Annotated in this window: 16 protein-coding genes; 6 read left to right on the top strand and 10 right to left on the bottom strand. The window is 62.2% G+C overall.

The features are described from left to right. Window positions 1–65: 65 nt before the first annotated feature. From BM083_RS18305 to BM083_RS18280, 6 genes are all read right to left on the bottom strand, one after another. Window positions 66–1,070: an ABC transporter permease gene (locus BM083_RS18305; RefSeq protein WP_177197698.1), complete on the bottom strand. Its 1,005-nt coding sequence runs from the start codon at window positions 1,068–1,070 to the stop codon at window positions 66–68. Window positions 1,071–1,271: 201 nt separating this feature from the next. Continuing rightward, on the bottom strand, window positions 1,272–1,469 hold the full coding sequence (locus tag BM083_RS18300) for a hypothetical protein (RefSeq protein ID WP_089871403.1): 198 nt from the start codon (window positions 1,467–1,469) through the stop codon (window positions 1,272–1,274). A gap of 134 nt (window positions 1,470–1,603) precedes the next feature. Further along, entirely contained in the window at window positions 1,604–3,490 is a 1,887-nt protein-coding gene (locus tag BM083_RS18295; protein WP_089871401.1) for an ABC transporter substrate-binding protein, read from the bottom strand. 106 nt (window positions 3,491–3,596) lie between these two features. Next, on the bottom strand, window positions 3,597–4,634 hold the full coding sequence (locus BM083_RS18290; protein ID WP_177197697.1) for a Gfo/Idh/MocA family protein: 1,038 nt from the start codon (window positions 4,632–4,634) through the stop codon (window positions 3,597–3,599). Between the two features lie 589 nt (window positions 4,635–5,223). Next, window positions 5,224–6,774 carry a glycoside hydrolase family 28 protein gene (locus tag BM083_RS18285; RefSeq protein WP_089871397.1) on the bottom strand — a complete coding sequence of 517 codons (1,551 nt, stop codon included), beginning with the start codon at window positions 6,772–6,774 and terminating at the stop codon, window positions 5,224–5,226. Between the two features lie 84 nt (window positions 6,775–6,858). Next, a complete protein-coding gene (locus BM083_RS18280) occupies window positions 6,859–8,967 on the bottom strand; it encodes a pectate lyase (protein WP_089871394.1) in 2,109 nt (702 codons plus the stop codon). A gap of 191 nt (window positions 8,968–9,158) precedes the next feature. On the opposite strand from BM083_RS18280, the gene BM083_RS18275 reads away from it, so the two are divergent. Together BM083_RS18275 and BM083_RS18270 are read left to right on the top strand one after the other, a co-directional pair. Next, window positions 9,159–10,709, top strand: a complete 1,551-nt coding sequence (locus tag BM083_RS18275; RefSeq protein ID WP_089871392.1) for a pectate lyase — start codon at window positions 9,159–9,161, stop codon at window positions 10,707–10,709. A 131-nt stretch (window positions 10,710–10,840) separates the two neighbouring features. Beyond that, window positions 10,841–11,524 carry a carbohydrate-binding family 9-like protein gene (locus tag BM083_RS18270; protein ID WP_089871390.1) on the top strand — a complete coding sequence of 228 codons (684 nt, stop codon included), beginning with the start codon at window positions 10,841–10,843 and terminating at the stop codon, window positions 11,522–11,524. 14 nt (window positions 11,525–11,538) lie between these two features. Here the strand turns inward: BM083_RS18270 and BM083_RS18265 are convergent, their stop codons facing one another. Further along, window positions 11,539–12,651: a Gfo/Idh/MocA family protein gene (locus BM083_RS18265; protein ID WP_089871388.1), complete on the bottom strand. Its 1,113-nt coding sequence runs from the start codon at window positions 12,649–12,651 to the stop codon at window positions 11,539–11,541. An 89-nt stretch (window positions 12,652–12,740) separates the two neighbouring features. On the opposite strand from BM083_RS18265, the gene BM083_RS18260 reads away from it, so the two are divergent. After that, complete coding sequence (locus BM083_RS18260; protein ID WP_089871385.1) at window positions 12,741–13,406, top strand: ThuA domain-containing protein; 666 nt, start codon at window positions 12,741–12,743, stop codon at window positions 13,404–13,406. Window positions 13,407–14,531: 1,125 nt separating this feature from the next. Here the strand turns inward: BM083_RS18260 and BM083_RS18255 are convergent. Next, window positions 14,532–15,506, bottom strand: coding sequence for an endo-1,4-beta-xylanase (locus tag BM083_RS18255; RefSeq protein WP_089871645.1), 975 nt, complete (start codon window positions 15,504–15,506; stop codon window positions 14,532–14,534). 134 nt (window positions 15,507–15,640) lie between these two features. On the opposite strand from BM083_RS18255, the gene BM083_RS18250 reads away from it, so the two are divergent. After that, a complete protein-coding gene (locus tag BM083_RS18250) occupies window positions 15,641–17,167 on the top strand; it encodes a glycoside hydrolase family 43 protein (RefSeq protein WP_089871383.1) in 1,527 nt (508 codons plus the stop codon). Window positions 17,168–17,245: 78 nt separating this feature from the next. On the opposite strand, the gene BM083_RS18245 is transcribed toward BM083_RS18250, so the two are convergent. Then, window positions 17,246–18,007: an IclR family transcriptional regulator gene (locus tag BM083_RS18245; RefSeq protein WP_089871643.1), complete on the bottom strand. Its 762-nt coding sequence runs from the start codon at window positions 18,005–18,007 to the stop codon at window positions 17,246–17,248. A gap of 484 nt (window positions 18,008–18,491) precedes the next feature. Between BM083_RS18245 and BM083_RS18240 the strand changes: the two genes are divergently transcribed. After that, a complete protein-coding gene (locus BM083_RS18240) occupies window positions 18,492–18,821 on the top strand; it encodes a DUF7968 family protein (RefSeq protein WP_089871380.1) in 330 nt (109 codons plus the stop codon). Window positions 18,822–19,277: 456 nt separating this feature from the next. Here BM083_RS18240 and BM083_RS18235 read toward each other — a convergent pair whose 3' ends face one another. Then, a complete protein-coding gene (locus BM083_RS18235; protein WP_089871378.1) occupies window positions 19,278–20,249 on the bottom strand; it encodes an aldo/keto reductase in 972 nt (323 codons plus the stop codon). 560 nt (window positions 20,250–20,809) lie between these two features. On the opposite strand from BM083_RS18235, the gene BM083_RS18230 reads away from it, so the two are divergent. Beyond that, window positions 20,810–23,140 (top strand): glycoside hydrolase family 3 N-terminal domain-containing protein, encoded by a 2,331-nt coding sequence (locus tag BM083_RS18230; RefSeq protein WP_177197696.1) that lies wholly within the window; start codon window positions 20,810–20,812, stop codon window positions 23,138–23,140. Window positions 23,141–23,262 lie beyond the last annotated feature (122 nt).

Here is a 23,262-nt window from a genome sequence, read left to right as displayed (position 1 = left end):
CTCCCGTGTCGCGTACTCCCCGACTCTCTTGGTGAGACAAGGTGTTCGGGGTTCCGAATCGCTGTTCAGTACGAGTCACTGTTCTGTCCTCCTGCGCGGGGGTCGACGAGTCCGTAGGTCAGATCGGCAATCAGCAACGCGAGCACGACTGCCACCGTGATCAGGACGAACCCACCCATCATCAGGGGGTAGTCCCGTTGGTAGGTCGCCGCCAGGAGGTAGTACCCCAGTCCTCGGTACTGGAACACCTGCTCCAGAACGACCGACCCACCGAACATCTCGCCGATGCTGATGAGGAACGACGTGTACATCGGGAGAACGGCGTTTCTGGCGATGTACTGCGTCGAAATCGTCGTGTCAGAGAGTCCTCGTAGACGGGCAACTCGGAGGTAGTCCGACCCAAGTACACGGATACTGTTTCCGCGCATCCCCAGCGAAGCGACGCCCGACGCGACGAGCATCGAGAGGACGGGTAAGGTGGCGTGGTGAACGATTCCTTTGATGAACGGCCAGTTGAACCCGGCTGGGACGCCAGTCGGTGCGCGCCCACTCGTCGGGAACCAGTTCAGTCTGTACGCCAGGAAGATGAGGAGCAGGAACGCCAACACGTAGTACGGGATAGAGCCCATCAGAATCGCCCACGAGGTCAAGCCGACGTCGAACTTCCCGCCCTCCCAGTAGGCCATCAGTGCGCCGGCCACGATACCGATAAAGAAACTGATGAAGAGCGACCAGCTAAGAACGAACAAGGTCCACGGCATCGCCTGTGCGAGAATCTGCGTGACTGGCTCTGCGTAGTAGACGGACTGTCCCAGATTCCCGGAGAGGACGTTCACGATGTAGTCTACGTACGCGATCGGAATCGGTTCGTTGGGGTCGATCGTCAACCGGAGTTCGACGAGCTGTCGCGCCCGGACCGGGTCGACGCCCTGTTGCTCTAACTGTCGAACCATCGCCCCCATCGGATTTCCGGGCATCAGCCGTACCAGAACGAACGAGAGCGTGGTCACAGCCCAAACAGTGAACACTGTCTGCGCTAGTCGCCTTATACGCCAGTCAATTGTTGCCATGGTGTGGGTACGCAAATCGTTTAGAGACCACCCTAATGAATGTTACTCATGAACCCAGTATTGAGATTCTGGGTAGCAACCTATTCGTACTCGACCTACTGTCGGCTACTCCGAACTCTCGACTCTAGTGGAAGGAAGGCGGGACGCTCTCGGACGATGCTCCGCGTCGAGTGAACCGACACCCAGTAGAGTTCGAGCGGTTCACTCGAACGGGTCCCACCCGGTGTAGATCAAGGCGATACACGCGATGAACGTGAGCGCAATCGGAATGAGCGTCACCTGTGCGACGACGTACGATTTCGACCCTGGCTGGAGATAGAGAAACGAGAAACCTAGCAGGAGCAGGATGAACACGTCGATGCTCAGCACAGTTCGTGACGCCGACTGTAGTAACCCCATACGCGTAGGTACGGTCGAATCCTAATAAGTATTCAGTTGCCACAGAAAACACCGTCTCGGGTGCAGAGAGGGACAGGCGCGTTCCGCCAGATGTCGGACCGCGTCGAATGTCGTCGTGTGCTTCGCCGAATCGCTCAGTCGCCCACGTAGCGCAGTGCTCCGTCCGGCATCTTCGGTGCGATGTAGAGAGCGTCGTCGACGCCGTTCAGGATTCCGTCTCTCACGTCCATCTCCCAGTTCGTGGAGTTGTACGCACCGGCGTCCGGCTGGTACATCATCTCTGCCTCGGGAAGCGTCTGGTTCCACCACCACAGCAGTTCCTTGTGGTACTGGGAGTCGCCCGTCGTCTGCCACTGTCGGATGTGTTCTTCGACGTTGATGGTCTTCGTACCGCTGCCGCCGTCGGGGTCGCCGACGGGCATCGGAACCTCGCGTTCCGGCTTGAAGTGCGTAATCGACTGAATCCAGTCCGGAACGAGACCCAGCGACCAGAGCGCTGTGACACCGTTCGCGGACGACCCGTCGGGCATGATGTCGTACCGGCCGTTGTTACGCCGCTCGTCGAACGTCGCGTCGTCGACCTGTTCCTGCGTGACGTCGATGCCGAACTCGGTCAGGTTCCGCTTCAGCACCGAGATGTCCTGTCGGTCCGCACCGTTCATGATACTGATTCCGAACGCCTCTCCGTCGGGCGTCATCCACTTGTCGCCGTTCTTCGAGTAGCCCTCCATTCGGAGAAGCTCTGCCGCCCGTTCGGTGTCGTTCTGCCCGTATAGCGTGAAGTCTTCGACCCACTCGGCTGCCTCGTGATCGCCTGCTTCGAGCACCTTCCCGGGGACACGACACGGTGCCCACTCAAACATCCGGTTGACTCCTTGGAGGAGTGGCTTGACCTGTTCACGGTTGAACACGTGAGCGACGGCCTTGCGGACGTTCGGACTCTCGAACGGCGTATCGTACCCTTCGACCCCGTGACCGCAGTTGAACGCGAAGAGTTTGTTGCTCGACCGTCCCTCGCGGAACAGTTTGTGGCCTTCCGGGAGTTGGCTCTTGAGGTCGTCTTGGACCGGGAACCCCTTGTGCGCGGCGTCGACCTGTCCCGTCGAGTATGGCTGTGTCGGCTGGTTGGACGAGAAGAGGTTGAGCGAGAACTGATCGAAGTTGATGTTGTCGGCGTTCGGGTGGTCCTCGTACTTCTCCATGATGACGATGTCGTCACCGACCTCCGCGATCTGGAACGGGCCGTGGCCGATGGGGTCGTCTGTAACCTTCGGATACTTCGTCGTGGTAATCTCTTCGACGGCGGCCGACTTCTCTTGGCCGGACCCGTTGACCAACCGTTCGTGCCAGTCGACCCACTGGTCGTCGTCGTGCTTCGTGAACACACCCCGAGCGAGGTTACCGTTGTAGATGCCGATGGTGTTCTGAACCGCGAAGATTTCCGAAAGCTCGGTGTTCAGTCCGATACGGATGAAGTGGTCGTCGACCGCTTCGACCGAATTGATGAGCGGTTCCGACGCGTCTTCGCTCGCAGCGCGAATCGCTAGCTCCATCTCCTGTTGCATCACCCAGTCTTGGGCGACGAACGTGTCGCCGTTGTGCCAGGTCCACTGGTCGTTGAGCGTGACTTCGAGCGTACTCTCGTCGGCCATCTCCCACGACTTCGCGATGAGTGGGTACGCTTCGTTGTGGGTCGGACTGTAGACGGCGAGACGGTCGAAGACGGCTGCGCCCGGGTGCCAACATCCCGTCTGGGATGGGTTCCACGGGTTGAAGTGTCGCTCCGTCGGGGTGGCGCCGCTGGTCAGTGGGTCGAAGACTCGGAACCGATTCCCCGACGCTTGTCCGCCTCCGCCGCCGCTGCCGTTCGCGTTACTCCCTCCGTCGCCGCCGGGTGCGGGTGTTCCCTGGGTTTCGCCGCCGGAACAGCCGGCAATCAGTGTTGCCCCGCCGACTGCACCCATCTTGAGGAAACTGCGTCTGGTACTCAGGTCGTCCCGCCAGTTGCTAGAATCTGGCATGGTAAAACAATACAAAGTCCCCTATATATATTTAACTATCATTATCTCTGCCTATACGGTCGTGTCAAAAAGAACGCGTTCCGCAGTCGAAGCGGCCCAGAGCGTCTCAACGAGGGCAGTCTTCGAGGGCGGGGTAGTGCTCGACGATGTCGATTCGCTCGTCGCGCCGACCCGACTCGTAGGCGGCCATCGTGACGATAGTAGCCCAGAGCGCGTCTCGTGCTGTCGACGGCGGTTCCGTGCCGTCGGCGATGGACTCGACGAACGCCGCCGCTTTGCTCCCGCAGTCACTGGGGTACGGTCTGTGTTCCGTTCCTTCGGTGTCTATCGTGTAGGCCGTTCGGTCGTCCCACTCACGACCTTCGAAGTAGACTGCACCTTCGTCGTCCCAGATGTGGATGTGTTCTCTCGTCCTCGGCACGATACCCGTGTCGGCGATGTTCGCCACGGTGCCGTTCTCGAACTCGACGAGCATGGACGTCTGTTTGTCGAAGAGTTGCTCCTCGTCGTGGAATTCGATGTTCGCCGTGACGTGAGTCGGCGTGAGGTTCGTCATCCAGAGAATCGCCTCGATGATGTGCGTTCCCACGTTCAGGAGATGGCCACCACCGCTCAGTTCCGGGTCCATCCGCCAATCCGTCATCTCCTCGTAGTACTCACGCCAATCGTGGGTAATCTCGCCCGTGATGAACGTGGGACGGAGTTCGCCGAGCGCCCAACGTTCCCGCCCGGCGATGAACGCCGGATTGAGGTGACGTTGGTAGCCCAACATCACTACCTCCTCGCCCGACTCCGCCCGCCGGGTCAGGTCGAGTGCGTCGGAAACTGTCGTCGAGAGCGGCTTTTCGCAGAGGACGTGGAGCCCTCGGTCGAGTGCCGTCGTCGCTTGGTCGTAGTGGAGGCCGTTGGGTGTCGCAATCGCCACAGCGTCGAGCGACGCTTCGTCCAACATGGTCTCGTACTCCGCGTACTGTTCGGACATCGGCACGCCCAGTTCGCGACCGGCCGAACCCAGAATCTCTTGACTGACATCTGCGAGTGCGACGAGTTCTGCTCCCGAGAGTCGGTCGAACTCGCGGCCGAGACGGATTCCCAGGCTCCCCAACCCAACCAGGCCGACACGAAGGGATCCTTCCGAATGCATTTCGTTCTCCATTGTTGCTGTGTTGTCGTTCTATGAACGATCTATAATAGCTTTTTGCACAGATGCTGTCGATTCACTCGTGCGAAGGGGGAGTGCTAGCCTGGTCACCCGGTACTTTGTTCCCCAAGGGGGAACACCCCGCGCTCGCTCTCTCTGCCTTCATTACACATTTAGAACTGTAATCCCAACCGACGACACCGAAAGTGGTGGAGAGTGATTATTCTGATTGCCCCGAAGACAGACCTACTGTCGACACGGATTGGCCCAAATCAGCTTGCGAAGGAGAACGTAGAGACCATCCCTTCGGTTCGTTTGACAACTGGTGTTCGCCGGTAAACGACAGGATACTGTTCGCGAGGGGGGAACAGACAGGCTTCGAGCGGGCGGCGAGAGCAGTCGTCTCGAGAAAAAGAGTACGTGTCGAGGCACGCGAGCGACAGTCGATAGAGAGCTACCACTAGTCAGGATGGAGAGAAGGTCACGTAGCGCGCTTCTACAGGACGAATGCGACGGTAAAAACACGACAAAGAGGCGGCGAGAGGTCGTCGAGTGTCAGTTTTCGAAACTCACCCGTACGAGCGCACTACGACTACTGGACAGTCGTCTCGGTTGCCGTCTCGGTGAGTTCGATACGCTCGTCGAGGCTCTCGTCGTTTCCAGAGAGCGTCACTGTCTGAGTTGACGATCCACCGACCCTGAGGAACGGTCCACTCGAGGAGGGAACATGACAGCCGTGAATCCGCGTCGTCCCGACGTCTCTCACTGTCACGGCCGGTGTGTGTCCGTCGCCGCGGAGTCGAAGGCCGTCGATAGAGACCGACTCGACTTCCTCGAAGGCCAGTGCGGGGCTCTCGGGGACCGTAATCTCGACGTCTCGAAACGAGACGTCCCCGAGTGACTTGCAGTAGAAGGTGTGCGACGCGTCGTAGTTCTCCGCCATCGCGGGCGAGATATCCGTCGCGTCGAGCGCGCGCGTCGCGTCGATACTGACGTTGCTGAACGAGAGTCCCTCGAACGGCTGTTCCGGCAACCCCGCGAAGAATCCCGCGTACGAGACATCACGAGCGGTGATGTTGTGGAAGTGGACGTTCCGGACCATCGGTGTCGTCTCGTCGACGGGGACCGGGTCGCTGTCGATGTCCATGAAGTAGTACCCGTTGATGACGAACGGACAGGTCACCCGCCGCATCACGATGTTGTCGAAGCGAAGGTCCTCGACGACACCACCGCGGTCACGTTGCGTCTTGATACGGACGCCGCGGTCGGTGTCCGTGAACGTACAGTTGGTGACGGTGACGTCCCGTACGTCCCCGGACATCTCACTGCCGATGACGATTCCACCGTGTCCAGCCTCGACCGTACAGTTCGTGACCGTAATCTGAGCGGCCGGGCGACCGACCTCTCGTCCCTCCGCGTTCTTCCCCGACTTGATGCAGATGGCGTCGTCACCGGCGTTGATGTAGGTGTCGCTGATGCGGACGAACCGTGAGGAGTCGATGTCGATTCCGTCTCCGTTGGGAGCATCCGCTGGGTTCTCGACGTTGACGTCGTGGAGCGTGACGTTCTTCGAGTAGACGATGTGAGTGTTCCAGAACGGCGAGTTCCGAAGCGTCACACCCGAGACGGTGACGTTCTCCGACTCCGAGACCTGAAACAGCGGCGGACGAAGTGTGAAACTGCTCACGTCGTCGGCTTTGTCGTTCAGGGCGTCGAACTCGGCCAGTCGCTCTTTCAGTCCGTCGGGATACTCGGAGTCGGGCATGTCGTAGAACTCCCACCAGTAGTCGCCCTGTCCGTCGATTACTCCTCGACCGGTGACGGCGACGTTCTCGGCGTCGTCGACGAGTAGACAGGGGTGGAATCCGGCTTGGTTCCACCCCTCCCATCGACTCTCGACCGTCGGAAACGCCGTGTAATCCCGTGCGAACTGCAGTGTGGAACCGGCTTCGAGATGGAGCGTCGTGTCGTCGCCGACGCGAAGCGGTTCGGTGCGATACGTCCCCGGCGGCACGTGTACGGTGCCTCCGTTCTCGGCACAATCGTCGAGCGCACGCTGAAGCGCATCTGTCTCGAGTGCGTCCCCGTCGCCCGTCGCCCCGTATTCGCGCACGTCGTACGGGGAGGTCGCTAAGTCTGACATCAGTCGATGGTTTCGGAGTGTGGGGATAAACGTTACGCCAAGAACGGTTCGCCGGCCAGAAGACGGGCGGTCTCCTGTAGGTTCTCAGTCGGCCGCTTCGACTTCTCGGGCCCAAGACCGGAGCCACGCACGTGTGCCCGCCTGCGGTACGTCTAACTGATGACTTTGCTCCGGGAGTTCAGGATAGCCACCGACCTCCTCTTGGCTGTCGATGACGCTTCCTCCGCTCGTTCGGACGTTCTCGACGATTCGACTGTCCTGTGCGGTCCGGTCAGCGGGACGCGCACCCGCGTTTTCGAGGTTGTGCTCCGCAACGCGACCCGTCTCGAGGCGCTCTAGCCGGTCTGGCCACAGGGGTCGCGAGTCGAGTCTGGTGATTTCGTCACCCACTATGGCGACGTCGGCGTCTCCGTCGAGGACGTTGTCTGCGGCGTAGACGCTTCCCTCGCCGAAGATGTTCGCTTTGTCGCTGGTCGGCCACTGGAAGACGTTCCCTTCGATGCTGTGTGCCGTGTCGGGGTCGGCCCACATTCCGTCTTCGTACCGGTGGATGAGGTTGTTGACGACGACGGTTTCGGTCCCCTCCTTCAGTCGGGGGTTGCGGTCGGTCGCGTAGGCGAGGACGTTGCCCACGTACGCGACGTTCTTCGCACCGTCCCCGATGATAGAGTTGTAGCCGTGTTCGCCCTTCGAGTGGGTCGCGTCGTTCAGCGGTTCTGCGATCAGACAGTTCGAAATCGTCGTGTCGGTGGTGTCGTAACCGACGTTGATGTTCTCGTCGACCGACCACGTTCCGGTACAGTGGTCGATGACGTTGTTCGACGTCCCGTCGCCTGTCTGGATGGCGTCGGGTTCCCACCCCGTGTCCTGACCGGCGTCGCCCGGTCGGACGCGGAGGTGCTGGACCACGCAGTCGTCGGCGGTCAACCAGAGACCACCCCTAATCAGCGTGATTCCCGGCGACGGGGCCGTCTGCCCCGCGAGATACAACTGGTCGTTGCCGACGGTGAGCCGTTGGGCTTCGAGGTCGATCGTACCGCTGGTTTCGAAGACCACGAGTCGTGGTCCGTCGACGCTGGTCGCCGCCTCGAGTTGCCGACGCGTCGGTTCGGTGATTTTGATGACCGGTGTGTCGTTGTCGAGCCACGGGGCGACGTCTGCAAACCCGTCACCCGGATCGAACGCCGAGACACTCGATGGTCCGTGTCCGCCGTTTCCGTTCGAGCGACTGGGCGTCCCGAACGTACGCGTCGACCCCGTCGCCACGTCGTCGTCGCTCACGTCGGCGACTGCCCGCACCTCGTAGTACCGTCTGCTGGTCAGCTCGTCGACGTCAGCCGAGAACTCGCCCGTCTCGGAACGGGTCTGCGTCGCCGTCGCCGTCCACGACTCCGTCGGCACTTCCCGATACTCGAAGTAACAGTCGGCGGTCTCTGCGCCGCCGAAGTTTGTCAGTTCTCCGCGTAGCGTCACCGACCCCGAGGTCACGTCCGTCGGTGACCCGGTCGAGACGAGGGGAACACCCTCTTCGACGGAGACGCTTCCGGCGACCTCTATCTCGCCGATGTCTCGATTGGTCGTGGGTGAAATTCCAGAGAGGTTGCGGAGTTTGGCGGTACAGAGCGTCCCCACCTTGTGACTCGTGACGGGCACGCCGACGTACGTACTCGATCCGAGTTCGAGGTTCTCTGTGCCGAGCTGTGCGATTCGTGTCCAGTCGTTCCCGTCCGTGGAACCGTACGCCTCGACAGTGTCACCGCTCCGCTTCAGCCGTACCCAATCGGCTTCGATACCGCCCCCTTCGACGTCGCTCTCGTCTTCGCCGCCCGAGGTCGTACTCAGCGTGTCTGCGCCCGCCTCCGGCCGCCACTGGAGCGAGACCATCCCGTCGGGCGTTCGGCGAAGCATCACGTTCTTCGCGTCGGCGTCGAGCGACTCTCGGACCATGAGTCCCGTCTTCGCGTTAGCGTCGGTCCGTTCGAGTTCGGCGTTCTGTACCACCACGTCGAAGTCACCTGTCAGCGACTGATAGTAGAAGTGGAACGCGTCTTCTCTGTTCCAGATGTCCGCACCTCCTCCCTGAATCGTGATTATCGTTGCCGCCGTAGCAGTCCCGCCCGATAGCGGTAACGCGGCAGTGCCGATGCTCCCCGCTCCGATCGCTCGCAGAAACGTCCGTCTGTTGGACTTCATTGTGTGAACTCCGACGAAAAGGTGATACCAATAGTGCATAAATGTTGTGGCAATATCGACTAGAGATATCGTCTCCGCGCGACGCTAGAAACCATCTTTCGGACTGACGCGACCGACGACGTCAAGACGGGATTACCCAACCCGACCCGAAAGTTCATGTTTCCGTACGTGGGCTACTTGCTAGAGAACCCGTGACACTACCAGCGACGCTCGTCGACTCCATCAGGACCCACGCCGACACCGTTGTCGAACACGGACGCGACCGATACGGTGACGAACGAACGCCGTTGTTGGCCGACGCTCTCGACGGGGAGACGATGGAGGCGCTCCCGTACGACGCGCGCGACGTCGACGGCGACCGCCGACTCTCGAACTTCGCATTCCAACAGGAGTTCCTCCGGGTACTCGTCGGCCTCACTCGTCTCACCGGAACGAGAGAGTACTCCGAGGAGGCGGCGACCATCGTCACCTGGGTCTTCGACGAGTTGACCGACGACGCCGGACTCGTCTACTGGGGCGGCCACGCCGCTTACGACCTCGATAGGGACGAGGTCGTCGTCCACAAAGACAGCCACGAGTTGAAGTTCGAGTATCCGTTCTACGAGTTCCTCTGGGAGGTCGACGAAGCGCGTACGCGACAGTTCATCGAGACGTTCTGGGAGGCTCACGTCCGAGAGTGGGAGACGCTCGACTTCAATCGACACGGGGCGTGGACCGACGAACCTGACGTGGATGCCACCTCTGAGGTACCGTCGCCGTGGAACCACGAATACGAGGGTGGTGACGTCTTCTTCTGGGGCGACGGATTGACCTTCGTCAATACGGGGAGTGACCTCTACTACGCGGCGGGCGTACTCGCTTCCCTCACCGACGACGACGGACCACTGGCGTGGAGCGAGAACCTGGCTCGACGGTACGTCGAGACGCGACAAGAGCCGGGAATCAGCGGCTATCAGTTCAGTCAGCATCCGAGCTACTGTGACGGCCCGTCGATTCGTGGTGACCGTGCCCAGTATCAGTTTGCTCCGTACATCCACGGGGATCACCTCGTGTACGAGGGGACGCTCTTTCGGCCGAGACCAATCGTCCAACGGCAACAGTTGACGCTCGGCGAACGACTCGGTGAGCGGGGCACGTCGTTTACGCAGTGGGCGGTCGAAGAGCTTCGTGCGTGGCGTCAAGCGGCGTATCGGCCCGAGACGAACGACTTCGAACCGATGCTCACGGACGGGTTCAGTTTAGAGGGGTTCGTCTGCCGTCGCGACGGATACTTCGGACCCAAAGGACGCATCGTCGGCCCCATCGAAGCCGGTTCCGACTTCTTCTGGCTGTACGCACAAGCGTATCGAGCTACGGGTGACTCGGTCTGCTGGCAGATGGTTCTGGATATCGCCCGCGGTCTCGGTTTAGGGCATCTCGGCCCGCAAGCTGGTTCGCCAGAGATTCACCCGACTGACACCGCCGAGCCGCTGGATTTCTCGACCTTGTACGGTCTCCTCGAACTCTACGAAGCCACTGGTCGCGACCCCTATCTCGAAGCCGCTGCGACCGTCGGTCGCGAACTGCACGCGACCGGCTTCGACGACTCGGCCGGAGCGTTCGTCGACGAACGCGGGCGGATTCTGCTCGACGACCCACGGCCGTTGGCGTTGCTCCACCTCGCGACGGTACTTCGTGACGGTGAGCGAACCGCCCTTCCGACACCGGTGGGCGACCGTCGGACACCGACCGGCGGAATCTGAACCTGCCGCTGCGACCGTCTTTGGCCGGTCGTTGCCACAGTTGTGTGAGATCTGTCGCCACCGTCGCGAACCGGCTCGACCGTCGGGAGAGCGCCGGAAGCTTATTGCGGACGACTCTGGTACTGTCGTCCATGACAGCGTACGAGGTTCGCCGCGTCGACGCGGAGACGACGGTGCCGTTGACCGGCGACGTCGACGAGACGGTGTGGCAGCACGCACGCGTAGCACGACTCGACCAGTATCCGTGGGGCGACGAACCGGGTCCATCGACGACCGCTCGCGTCCTCTACGATACGGAGGCTCTCTACCTCCAGTTTCACGCCGACGACACCGAGATAACTGCGGACGTAACCGAACTGAACGGGCCGACGTTCGCCGATAGCTCCGTCGAGTTCTTCGCCACGCCGGCCCCAGCGACGAACGAGGATCCAGGGAACTACTTCAACTTCGAGGCGAACTGTTGTGGGACGTTCAAACTGGCGTGGCAGGAACCGAACTGGCGCGAACGCGAAATCGGTCGCAGTCTCGTCTCTCCCGCCGCTGCTGCTTCGGTCACCGTCGAGACGTCCGTCCCCGGGCCGACGAAGTCCGCTTCGCCGGACGACGTCTCGTGGTGGCTCGCAGCACGGATTCCCTGGTCGACGCTCCGTTCGCTCACCGACCTCTCGCTTCGACCCGACTCCGAGACGGTGTGGCGCGGGAACTTCTATCGGAGTGGCGTCCCGGACGAAGCGAAAGGGACGTGGAACCGTATCGGCCTCCCGACGCCGGTGTATCACTCTCCGCGCTTCTTCGGCCGTATCGACTTCGAGTAGAGACACTAAACAGTTCAATCGAGAGACGGTCTCGAAGACTCGTTCGGGAACGTCTGTGGAAGTGGTTCCGGCCGTTCTGGGGTGCGATCGGTCGTGAGATGGGTTTCCTGCTCGGAAGCAGCACGGACGCTCGTCAGGACTTCGAGGACGTGGGTCGCGAAATCACCGCTCGTCCGATGGCTCCACTCGCCGTCGCGGATCGTACGAGCGAGGTCGGCGACCCCCGCACCGCGTCCGGCCGTATACTCGTGCGTGAGTTCGACTTCCTCGAAACCATCGCTATCGTGTGTCGAGACGCGAACGGGTCCTTCGAAGTGGTTCGGGTCCGGGAGTGCGAGCGTCCCTTCGGTTCCGTAGAGTTCGAAGGTCGGTTCAGGTAACGTCGAGTCTTGGACGTCGAAGGATGTCGTAATCGTCGCGACCGGTCCATCGGCGAACTCTAAGATACCCGTCTCGTGGGTCGGGACTTCGACGCTGATTTTCTCGCCGTGTCGGGGGGCACTCGTAATCGTCCGCTCGTCGTGTGGTCGTGTTACCGACCCGGTGACACGGTCGACCGGACCGAGGAGGGAGACGAGCGCCGTCACGTAGTACGGCCCCATATCTAGGAGTGGGCCGCCTCCCTCTTGGTAGTAGAAGTCGGGATTCGGATGCCACGACTCGTGGCCGGACGAGGTGTACACGGCGGTCGCGCCGATCGGATCGCCAATCCGTCCTTCGTCGAGCACTCGCCGGCACGTCTGTAGACCAGCCCCCAGAAACGTGTCTGGGGCGGCCCCTACTCGTCGCCCGGCATCTTTCGCTTTATCGAGAATGCGCTGAGCCTCGGCGAGACTCGGTGCGAGCGGTTTCTCGACGTAGACGTGCTTTCCAGCGTCGAGAGCCTGTTCGCACGTCTCCGCGTGTACCGACGGCGGTGTGAGGTTCACGATGATCTCGACGGCTGAATCGAGAAGCCCCTCCGGGTCGTGGGGCTCTAAATCGTACTTCTCGGCTTTCGCCCGAGCGAGTTCTTCGTCGATATCCGCACACGCCACGATCTCGTACTCGTCGAAACGCTCTGCGGCGTCGAAGTACCTGTCGCTGATCGTTCCACACCCTAGGACGCCAGTCGGTATAGAGGCCATCGTACAAGAGATGGCTACAGACTATCGCTTAACGTTTGGGTCGGGGAGCCGACCACAAAAGCTAATCTCGTGACAATCGAGCAGTCGGTATGGAGAACTCACGGCACGTCTTGGTGATCGGCGGGAATCGCTTTCCCTTCCATCGATTCGAGGTACACGGCTCGCTGATCGCGGACATGATTCCCGACGCGTTCGATGTGACGCTCACGACGGAGAAGGAGAGTCTCACTGACCTCAGTGAGTACGACGCAGTGGTAGACTACCTCACTGACAGCACGTTCACTGACGCTCAACAGAGAGGGCTTCTCACGTTTGTCGAAGAGGGTGGTGGGTATCTCGGTTTACACTGTGCTGCGGACCTGACGAGCATCGTCAGCGACGACCCAGACTCCCACATCACACATCGCGACGAACCGTTCTCGGCACTTCGTGAACTCGTCGGTGGGCACTTCCGCACCCACCCTGAACAGACCACGTTCGACGTCCGTATCGTCGATCACTTCCATCCAGTGACGGCGAACCTGAGCGACCTCCGTGTCTACGATGAACCCTACGTCCTCGACGTAGACGACGATGTTCGCGTTCTCGCGCGTATGGACCATCCCGACCACGCCGACATGCCCGTCGTCTGGACGCACAACTACGAGGAAGGGAAGGTCTTCTACTGTTCACTCGGTCACGACGAGGCCTCTCTCACGAACGGAGACGTCCGCTCGTTGATTGCGAATGCTATCCGATGGCTCACTCGTGCGTGAGCGTTCTGAGTCACTAACTGATTGTTCTCCTGAGTTGGCGTCCGTCCACCGGGCCCTCGATGGGTTATCCATCTTGGAGGTGAGATGTTGTGTATGAAATTTATTGGACTAATAGACTCGCTTCGTCGGGTGCGAATCTCATCGCTGCTGACGCCATCACCTATCGACGGTTCCGATAGACACGGAGCCGTCGGTGGCTCGTCAGGACCGCTCTCGCCGCCGACTTGAGCCGAGAGCACGGCATCCCCTTTGTCGAGCGGCGTGGCCCACGACCGTCACCTCGTCGAACAGAATAGGACTACTGCCCCAACGATTACGCCCCTTTTTCTCTTCCTCGGGGCGTCTTAGACACGATTTCGTCGAGCCTGTTTACTCTCTGTCGTCTCGACTTCGTCGCCCCCGTTATGTTAGTTCTCTCTTCAGACACCTGTTGGTCCGTTTAGACGGCAACGGGCTCGATAAATCCAATGTACTCTGTATTCAAATCGCTGCTTGGTAGTTCGGAGCTCCCCTACATTACAAATCTAAGCCTGTAACTTGGAGCGCCGGTTCACCATCCGAATTGCAGCGTAACGACCCTCGCTTCTTACTGAACAGCGCCTGTCTCATGGTGAACAACTCTCGGCTCTCACGAACCGGATTCGCTGCCGACGCACCCGGCCAGGTCCATAGACTCGGAGTTCCAGAGACCCCGCCAGCTGCTTGCACGCCAGTGGCTCGTCGTCGTGAGCGAGAGCTGTAAGCAGCTCCCACACTGAACGGCTTTCTCTGTGAGGGAACACAGCCGGCGAAAAAGCGGTACGACCCTCGCCGATAATCGACCGGCACGTCTCCGTCCGGTGGCCGGCACTACAGAGTGACGTGGTCGACACTCCGCTCAGTTCGTCTTGGGGCGGTAGACCGACAGAATCCACAGAAAGCGCCGTTCGAGACCTCTCCACGGAAGGCCGTGACGACGTGCTCGGCCGTGGGCGTTCTCAGACTGACTCGAACGTCCAGAGCTTGTTTCCGTCCCCGCTCCAGGCCCACTGCTGGACGGTGGCACCGTCTTCGGTCGACGTCGCGCACGACGTGACGGCAGCGACAATGGCGAGAACAGTACCACGACCGACGGCGCTACCGAACTCAGCCGTCGAGCGCGTCTATGACGGCGTCGTAGGCCGGCTTCGGCCGGTTGCGGTCGTCGAACAGCAGCGGGTCACCCGTGTACCGCTCCGAGAAGTCTCGGAAAACCCGAATCCACGAATTCGCGTCGCCGACCCCCCACGTGACGAGTGTGTCGACGCCGGTATCGAGACAGACCTCGACGACGTCCCGGTAGAACGCCGCCTGCCGTTGGAGGGCATCCTCGGGGGCCTCGCCGGCGGGGAAGGCCACGTCCATCTCGGTGATCTGGACGTCGAGCCCGAGCGCCTGAAACCGTCGGATGTTCTCCGCGATGGACTCGCAGTCGGGCCACTCGCCGAGCGCGTGTAGCTGGAGTCCCACACCGTCGATGGGGACGCCACGGTCGAGGAGCCGTTCGAGCAGGTCGTAGACGGCATCTGATTTCTCGTTGATCGCGTCGGCTCCGTAGTCGTTGTAGTAGAGGTCAGCCTCGGGGTCGACCTCGTGGGCCCACTCGAAGGCACGGTCGAGATACGTCTCGCCCATGGCGTCGTACCAGACGGTCTCGCGCATCGTCCCGTCGTCGGCGACGGCCTCGTTCACGACGTCCCAGACGTCGACCGTCCGTCGGTAGCGGCCGACGACGGTCTGGATATGCTCGCGGAGAAACCGTTCGAGCTGGTCGTCCGTGTAGTCCCACGGCTGGAACCACGTCGGCGTCTGGTTGTGCCAGACCAGCGTGTGACCGCGTACATCCATGTCGTTCGCCCGCGCAAAGTTCACGATGGCGTCGGCGTCGCCGAAGTCGTACGTCTCCGGGCTGGGACGGAGCGGCCCCATCTTCAGTGCGTTCTCCGGCGTCAGCGTGTTGAACTCGTCGCGGACGCGTGCACGGTAGCTCACGTCGTTACGGAGCGCGTCGGGGTCGACGGCGACACCGAAGTTGAACCCGCGCTCGTCGGCTGTCTGTCTCAATGACTTGTCGGACGGCATCGTCTCCATGTGCACACAAGAGCGCCAAAAAGCTACGCCCGCAAAACGCTCCTCGCTCGGGTGGCTGTCGACGCGACGACCCAAATCGTTGCGACGACCCGAAGCTTTACTCTCAACGGAGCGGATGCCGTGATATGGAGTATCACAACCCCGTTCTCCCGGGGACACATCCGGATCCGAGCGTCTGCCGCGTCGGCTCGACGTTCTACCTCGCGACGAGTTCCTTCGAGTACTTTCCCGGCGTGCCGCTGTACCGCAGCGACAACCTGGTCTCGTGGGAGCGGGTCGGCCACTGCTTCGACCGCGAGTCCCAACTCGACCTTCGCGAGACCGACAGCTCCGACGGCATCTACGCGCCGACGCTTCGCCACCACAACGGAACTTTCTACCTCGTGACGACGGACGTCGGCGGACAGGGTAACGTCCTCCTCACGGCCGACGACCCCGCGGGCGAGTGGTCGGAACCGACACGGCTCGACGCGCCCGGCTTCGACCCTGACCTCTTCTTCGACGGCGACACTGCGTATCTCTCCTACGCCCACGGGCCGACGCTCCCCGAGACGACGATCAAGCAGGCGACTGTCGACCTCGATACGGGTGCGGTCGGCGAGCCGCGTGAAATCTGGCGCGGCATCGAGGGGACGTTCGCCGAAGCACCCCACCTCTACGAGATCGATGGGACCTACTACCTGCTCACCGCCGAGGGCGGCACCCACGTCAACCACATGGTCGTCGCCGCTCGGAGTGACAGTCCGACAGGGCCGTTCGAGCCCTGCCCCTCGAACCCGATTCTCTCTCACCGTGGTCATCCGATGCAACCCATCAAAGCGGCCGGCCACGGCGACATGGTCAGCGCCCCCGACGGCTCGTGGTGGCTCATCTTCCTCGGCATCCGTCAACAGGGGGGCCATCCCGGGTGGCACCAGCTCGGCCGCGAGACGTTTCTCGCACCCGTCGAGTGGGTCGACGGCTGGCCCGTCGTCAATGGCGGCGACCTCGTGACCCCTCAGATGACCGTCGACACACTCCCCGGCGACGACTCCGAACCCGACCCCGCCGCCCCGGTACAGGCGACCCGAGCCACTTTCGACGGTGAGACTCTCGACCCGGCGTTCGAATACCGTCGGAACCCCGACGACGCCGCCTACTCGCTGACCGAGCGACCGGGGAGCCTGACGCTTCGGGGACGGACCGACAGTCTCGACGACCCCGGCGCGACGTTCGTCGGTCGCCGACAGGCACACTTCGACTGTCAGATCGACACACGGGTCAGCTTCGACCCGGGGGAGGGTGCGGAGGCCGGACTGGCCGTCGTCGCCGACGAGCGTCACCACTACGAGGTCGGTGTCACCCGCCGCGACGGCACTCTGGTCGCTATCGTCCGACTGCGGATCGGCGACGCCACGGAGACGGTCACCGAGCGGGTCGACGGTTCCGAGCACTCGCTCCGCGTCGACGCGACGCCCGAGGAGTACAAACTCGGCTACTGCGACGGGGACGACTACGTGGTGGCGGCGACCACGTCTTCGAAGTATCTCGCGACCGAAGTCACCGGGGCATTCACCGGCGTGTACGTCGGGCCGTACGCGACGAGCGGTGTGGAAGCGACGTCACCTGCGGCCGTCGACTCGTTCGTCTACGATCCGGCGCGAGACGTGTGAGTCGGACGGTACGTCTACTAGTGAAATAGAGAACAATAGAGAACAGGAGAGAACAGGCGTAGTTCGTCCGGTGCGGGCCTACGAGTAGTTGTGTTCCAGTTCGACGACGTTCGCCGTCCCGAGCACCGCGTCGGGGAGTTCGTTCTCGAACCGTTCGTCGTCCACTCGGTGTGCGGGACAGGCGACGCTGATCGCGGCGATACTCCGGTCACGGTCGTCGGTGATGGGAGCGGCGAGACAGCGCAGCCCATTGAGTCGTTCCTCGCGGTCGATGGCGTACTTCCGCTCCCGGGTGCGGTCCAGTTCCTCGAACAGTTCGTCCCTGTCGGTGATGGTGTTCTCCGTCGTCCGTGGCAGCCCGTGGCGCTCGACGACGTCTAAGACCGCCTCGCGGGAGCGGAACGCGAGGATGGCCTTTCCGAGCGCGGTGCAGTGGAGCGCGACGCGCTTTCCCTCGTAGGTGTCGAGTTGGACCGCGTTCGCTCCTCTCGCCTGCGAGAGGTAGACCCCACGCCCGTTCTTCTCGACCATGAGGTTGACCAGTTCGCCCGTCTCTGCGGCCAACTTCTCCACCTCGGGCTGTGCAGTCTTGTAGATCTCCGTCCGGTTCCGTGCGTACGCCCCGAGACCGAGAAACGACAGTCCGATTTGGTACTCGTCGCCGTGCTTGACGACGTACTCTCGGTTCTCCAGCGTGCTCAGATGGTTGTGGACGGCGCTCTTGCCGATGTCGACGCGGGCTGCAATCTCTGAGACGCCGGTCCCGTCGAGCTCTTGGATTATCTCCAAGATTTCGAGCGTTCGATCTACCGCCCTCACCGAATGCTTCGGTCCGGCCATACGTTTCGCACGAACGTACATTATATATAGCTTGTTCTGTCTCGCCCGATAGCCGTTCTACAGCAATCTCCACGAACCTGAGTGGATTTAGCGGCTCCGACGCTGTAGCGCCGAGGGCCACATCGAGGCGACGACGGTACACACCGATTCGACTGGGTGTCGGGCTTTCTCTCGTGGGGCGTCCGCGACGGCTACCCGGAGCAGAGTTCGGCGCTCGACAGTCTGCCCACGAGGTGTGCCGGTGTGCCCGGCCGGCCGGCGACAAAAACACCGACAGCAGCTCTGAGACCCCGAGACAAATCGACGAGTTATACTGAGCAGTATAATCGCACGACGAAGGCAGCGTACCGGAGGTATCAGTTTCTCGTCCTCGTGGGTTCTCGGGCGCTTGTGGGCAGTAGCTTCGGACCGCCCGTACTCACGTGGCCGACGTTTCGACCGTCGCCCCCGGCGTTTATCCCTCCCGAACGGCAACGGTCGGGCGATGAACGACGAACAGGCGAACGGGCGGCAGTCAGAATCCCTTGCGCCAGCGGACCGAGCGGATGCAGCGACCGCGACGACGGTCGTCCTCTCGTACGCTCCGGCGACGGAACGGGTCGCGACGGCACTCAGCGCGGAGTCGTACCGCACGTATCTCTGTCGCACGCGGCGTGGTCCGGTCGCGGTCGGCGACGAGTTCGAGGAGTTCGTCAGCTGCGGCTGTGGGACGACACGCGACATCACACTTCGCGTCGAAGATACTGTCGACGGTGCTGTCGTCACGAACGAGACGCGGTTCGTCTTCGAGCCACGCGACGAGCGTGGCGGGTGACTCCGGTCGGCCGACGGCGACGCTCGTCGGTGAGAGAGCTCGTCCACAGAAAACGGCCACGAGAGGACTGTTCACGAGCGGTGGGGACAGACGTGTTCCTCCCGTCGACGCTGTGAGGGTGTAATGATTGGAGACACTCACACATGGCCCTCTGTCTCGGGCCGTCTACTCCTCTGTACTGGACATACACAAAAGACGATGTTAGTGAAAGTATTGCCACCCGGTACGAATCATTGGCACGAATACGACGATTGTCGTAGTTAGAATTAAGTAGATGTCGTAGACAGCTTGTTGTGTATGCGTTGCCCAGAGTGTAGTCACACGCTTACCGTCCACGATGAGTTCTACGACAGCGAGTTCGTCTGCGACCGATGCGGATATTTCGTCCCGCGGGGTGCGGACTGAGCAGGTGGTCGACCGTGTGGCAGGTCGCTCCGTCCTCTCTTCTCGCCCCCATCAGTGGCCGAAGACCGGGACCGGTTCGTAGGGTTCCTCCAGATAGTCGAGTTCCGAACCGCTCAACGTCACGTCGACGGCCTCGACCGCGGCTTCTAGATGGTCGACGCTCGTCGTCCCGATGATCGGTGCATCGACGACGTCCTTGTGCAGCAGCCAGGCGATGGCGACCTGCGCCATCGTCAACCCCTTCTCCTCGGCGAGTTCGGCCACGCGTTCGTTTATTTCCGTCCCGCCGGCACGGCGATACTCCGGGTTCGGGTTGTGCTTCTGGTCGGGGTCGCCACGCACCGTCTCGAACAGTTCCTCGTGTGGACGCGCGAGATATCCTTGTGCGAGCGGTCCCCACGGAATCAGCCCGACGCCTTCGTTCCGACACAGCGGGTTCATCTCGCGCTCCTCCTCACGGTAGACGACGTTGTAGTGGTTCTGCATCGTCTGGAATCGCTCGGCGTGCAACCTGTCTGCGGTGTGGAGCGCGTCGGCGAACTGATGGGCCCACATCGACGACGCCCCCAGATAGCGGATCTTTCCACGTCGGACGGCGTCGTCCAGCGCCCGAATCGTCTCCACGATGGGTGTCTGCTCGTCCCAGCGGTGGATCTGATAGAGATCGACCGTGTCCATCCCTAAGCGTTCCAACGAGTTCTCTAGCTCCTGTTCGACCGTCTTCCGCGACAGCCCCGAGGCGTTCGGATGGTCCGTCCCCGGGTCGAACCGGACTTTCGTTGCGACGACCTGCTCGTCGCGGTCGTAGCCCGCGAGCGTCTCGCCCAGAATCTCCTCGCTCTCACCGTTCGAGTACGCGTTGGCCGTGTCGAAGAAGTTGATACCGAGGTCGATGGCCCGTTCGATGATCTCTGCGCCTTCCTCGTCGTCGAGCATCCAGTCGCTCCCGCTGCCGAAGCTCATACAGCCGAGACAGATGCGGCTGACTTCCATGCCGGTAGACCCGAGGGTTGTGTACTCCATAGCACATGGCTGACGTTCTCTCAGTTATAGTTCAGTGAATCGGCAACTGGTCCGTCGGTTCCCCTCTATCACCGGTGCGTTCTTCCTGTTCGCGAGTCTGTTCTGAGATAGAGAACTATGCCCGGGTCGCGTGGTCACGATTCGCGGTCCTCGACCAATTCTACGCGCTCGACGGGCGCGATACACGCCGACTGGACGAGCGTTCCTGTTCAGGCGGGAGGTGAATTACAGTCGTAGTAGTGTAACGTTTCTCCTGGTCCCTCCCTGTCACTCGCTACGACGCACGCGACGAGGGGGGTTGCCTCATTCACGGCGCCTAGTTCTCTAAATCAGAACGTCTCGGTGGCTGCCGAATTTGGTTTTGTGGAGGCCTCTCAGTGTCACTCAGTATTTTCAGCCTGTGGCTACCCCACCGCGTCGTCCGCTCTCGGCTATCGACGCGTGTTCTCTCGTTGGGAACTGCTCTACAGTCGAGGCTCGTGCCCACGGCGACACGCTTCAGACGTACGCCGGTCGGTCAGTCCGAACGGTTAAGACACGGGATTGAGTGAACAATGATGATGCACACTGGTTCAGACGGCGGAGTTCACTCACCCGCCATCGAACGACGCGTCGCCGACCTCCTCGAACGAATGACGCTCGCGGAGAAGGCCGCACAGCTCGGGTCGGTCAACGCCGAGAAGCTCCTCACCGACGACGGCACGCTCGACGAGGACGCGGTCGACGAACATCTCTCGGCGGGTATCGGCCATCTGACACGCATCGGAGGCGAGGGGAGTCTCCCCCCGCGCGAGGCGGCCGAGCGGACGAACGAGCTTCAGACGTATCTCCGCGAGGAGACGCGACTCGGTATCCCCGCGACCCCACACGAGGAGTGTCTCAGCGGCTACATGGGACCCGAGGCGACGACGTTCCCGCAGATGATCGGCATGGCGAGCACCTGGTCGCCCGAGCTGTTAGAGACGGTCACCGGGACGATTCGCGAGCAACTGGAAGCCATCGGCACCGCCCACGCGCTCTCGCCCGTTCTCGACGTCGCGCGCGACCTCCGGTGGGGCCGTGTCGAGGAGACGTTCGGCGAGGACCCCTACCTCGTCGCGGCGATGGCCTGCGGCTACGTCGGCGGGCTCCAAGGCGACGGTGACGGCATCTCGGCGACGCTCAAACACTTCGTCGGCCACAGCGCCGGCGAGGGCGGCAAGAACCGCAGTTCGGTCAATATCGGCCGACGCGAGCTCCGCGAGACCCACATGTTCCCCTTCGAGGCGACGATCCGGACGGCCGACGCCGAGTCGGTCATGAACGCCTACCACGACGTCGACGGCATCCCCTGTGCAAGCGACGAGTGGCTGCTGACCGACGTCCTTCGCGGCGAGTGGGGCTTCGACGGCACCGTCGTCTCCGACTACTACAGCGTCGAGTTCCTCCGCAGCGAACACGGCGTCGCCGCCGACGAGCAGGAGGCGGGCGTCGCCGCCGTCGAAGCCGGAATCGACGTCGAACTCCCCTACACTGACTGCTACGGCGAGCATCTCGTCGACGCCGTCGAGGCCGGCGTCCTCTCGGAGGCGACGCTCGACGAGTCGGTCCGTCGCGTCCTCCGCATGAAGGCGGAGAAAGGTCTCCTCGACGACGCGACGGTCGACCCCGAGACGGCCGCCGAGCCGTTCGGCACCGAGGAGGCGGACGACCTCACGACGCGTGCGGCACGCGAGTCGATGACGCTCCTGAAGAACGAGGACGACCTCCTGCCGCTCGTTGGCGACGACACCGACTCGGTCGCGGTCGTCGGCCCGAAAGCTGACGACGCCCAAGAACTCATGGGCGACTACGCCTACCCTGCTCACTACCCCGAGGAAGAAGTCGAGTTCGACGCGACGACGCCGCTCGACGCCCTCCGCGCCCGCGGCGAGGAGTACGGCTTCGACGTCCTGCACGAGCAGGGCTGTACGACGACCGGGCCGGAGACGGACGGCTTCGACGCCGCGGCCCACGCCGCGAGCGACGCCGACGTCGCGCTCGCGTTCGTCGGTGCCCGCTCGGCCGTCGACTTCTCGGACTCCGACAGAGAGCGCGTCAACATGCCGAGCGTCGCCACCAGCGGCGAAGGCTGTGACGTGGTCGACCTCGGGCTGCCGGGCGTTCAGGCGGAACTCGTCGGACGGCTCGGCGAGACGGACACGCCGCTCGTCGTCGTCGTCGTCAGCGGGAAACCCCACTCCATCGAGTCCATCGCCGAGTCGGTGCCAGCGGTCGTCCAAGCGTGGCTGCCCGGCGAGCGTGGCGGCGAGGGCGTCGCCTCGGTACTCTTCGGCGAGCACAACCCCGGCGGCCACCTGCCCGTCTCCATCCCGCGGAGTGTCGGCCAGCTTCCGGTTCACTACAACCGCAAGCCCAACACGGCCAACGAGGAGTACGTCTACACCGAGAGCGACCCACTCTACTCCTTCGGCCACGGCCTCTCCTACACCGAGTTCGAGTACGGCGACCTCACACTGTCGACGGAGGAACTGCCGCCCGCGGGGACGGTGACGGCAACCGTGACCGTCGAGAACACCGGCGACCGCGCTGGCCACGACGTGGTCCAGCTCTACGCCCGCGCGGTCAACCCCGACCAAGCGCGGCCGGTCCAGGAACTCGTCGGCTTCGAGCGCGTCCGTCTCGAAGCGGGTGAGACGGTGCAGGTCGACTTCGAAGTCGCGGCCGACCAACTCGCCTACCACGACCGGGATATGGACCTCACGGTCGAGGAAGGTCCCTACGAGTTCCGCGTCGGCCACTCCGCGGCCGACATCACGTCGACGGCGTCGCTCGCGGTTACGGCGACGAAAGAAGTGCCGTCGAACGGCCGGACGTACTTCAGCGAGACGGACGTCACGGCCCTCGAATAGGGGGTCTCACGGCCGGCAGTCGACCGGTTCTGTTCTCGAGTTCTTTCAGGTTCGACGGTGACAGGGTGCAGTATACGGATCGCTTGGTTTCGTCGGGTTCGTTCTCGTCGATGTCGTTCTCG

The sequence above is a fragment of the Halogranum rubrum genome, from assembly GCF_900114455.1.
Taxonomy (GTDB): domain Archaea; phylum Halobacteriota; class Halobacteria; order Halobacteriales; family Haloferacaceae; genus Halogranum; species Halogranum rubrum.
This window is presented reverse-complemented; position numbering and strand designations above follow the sequence as displayed.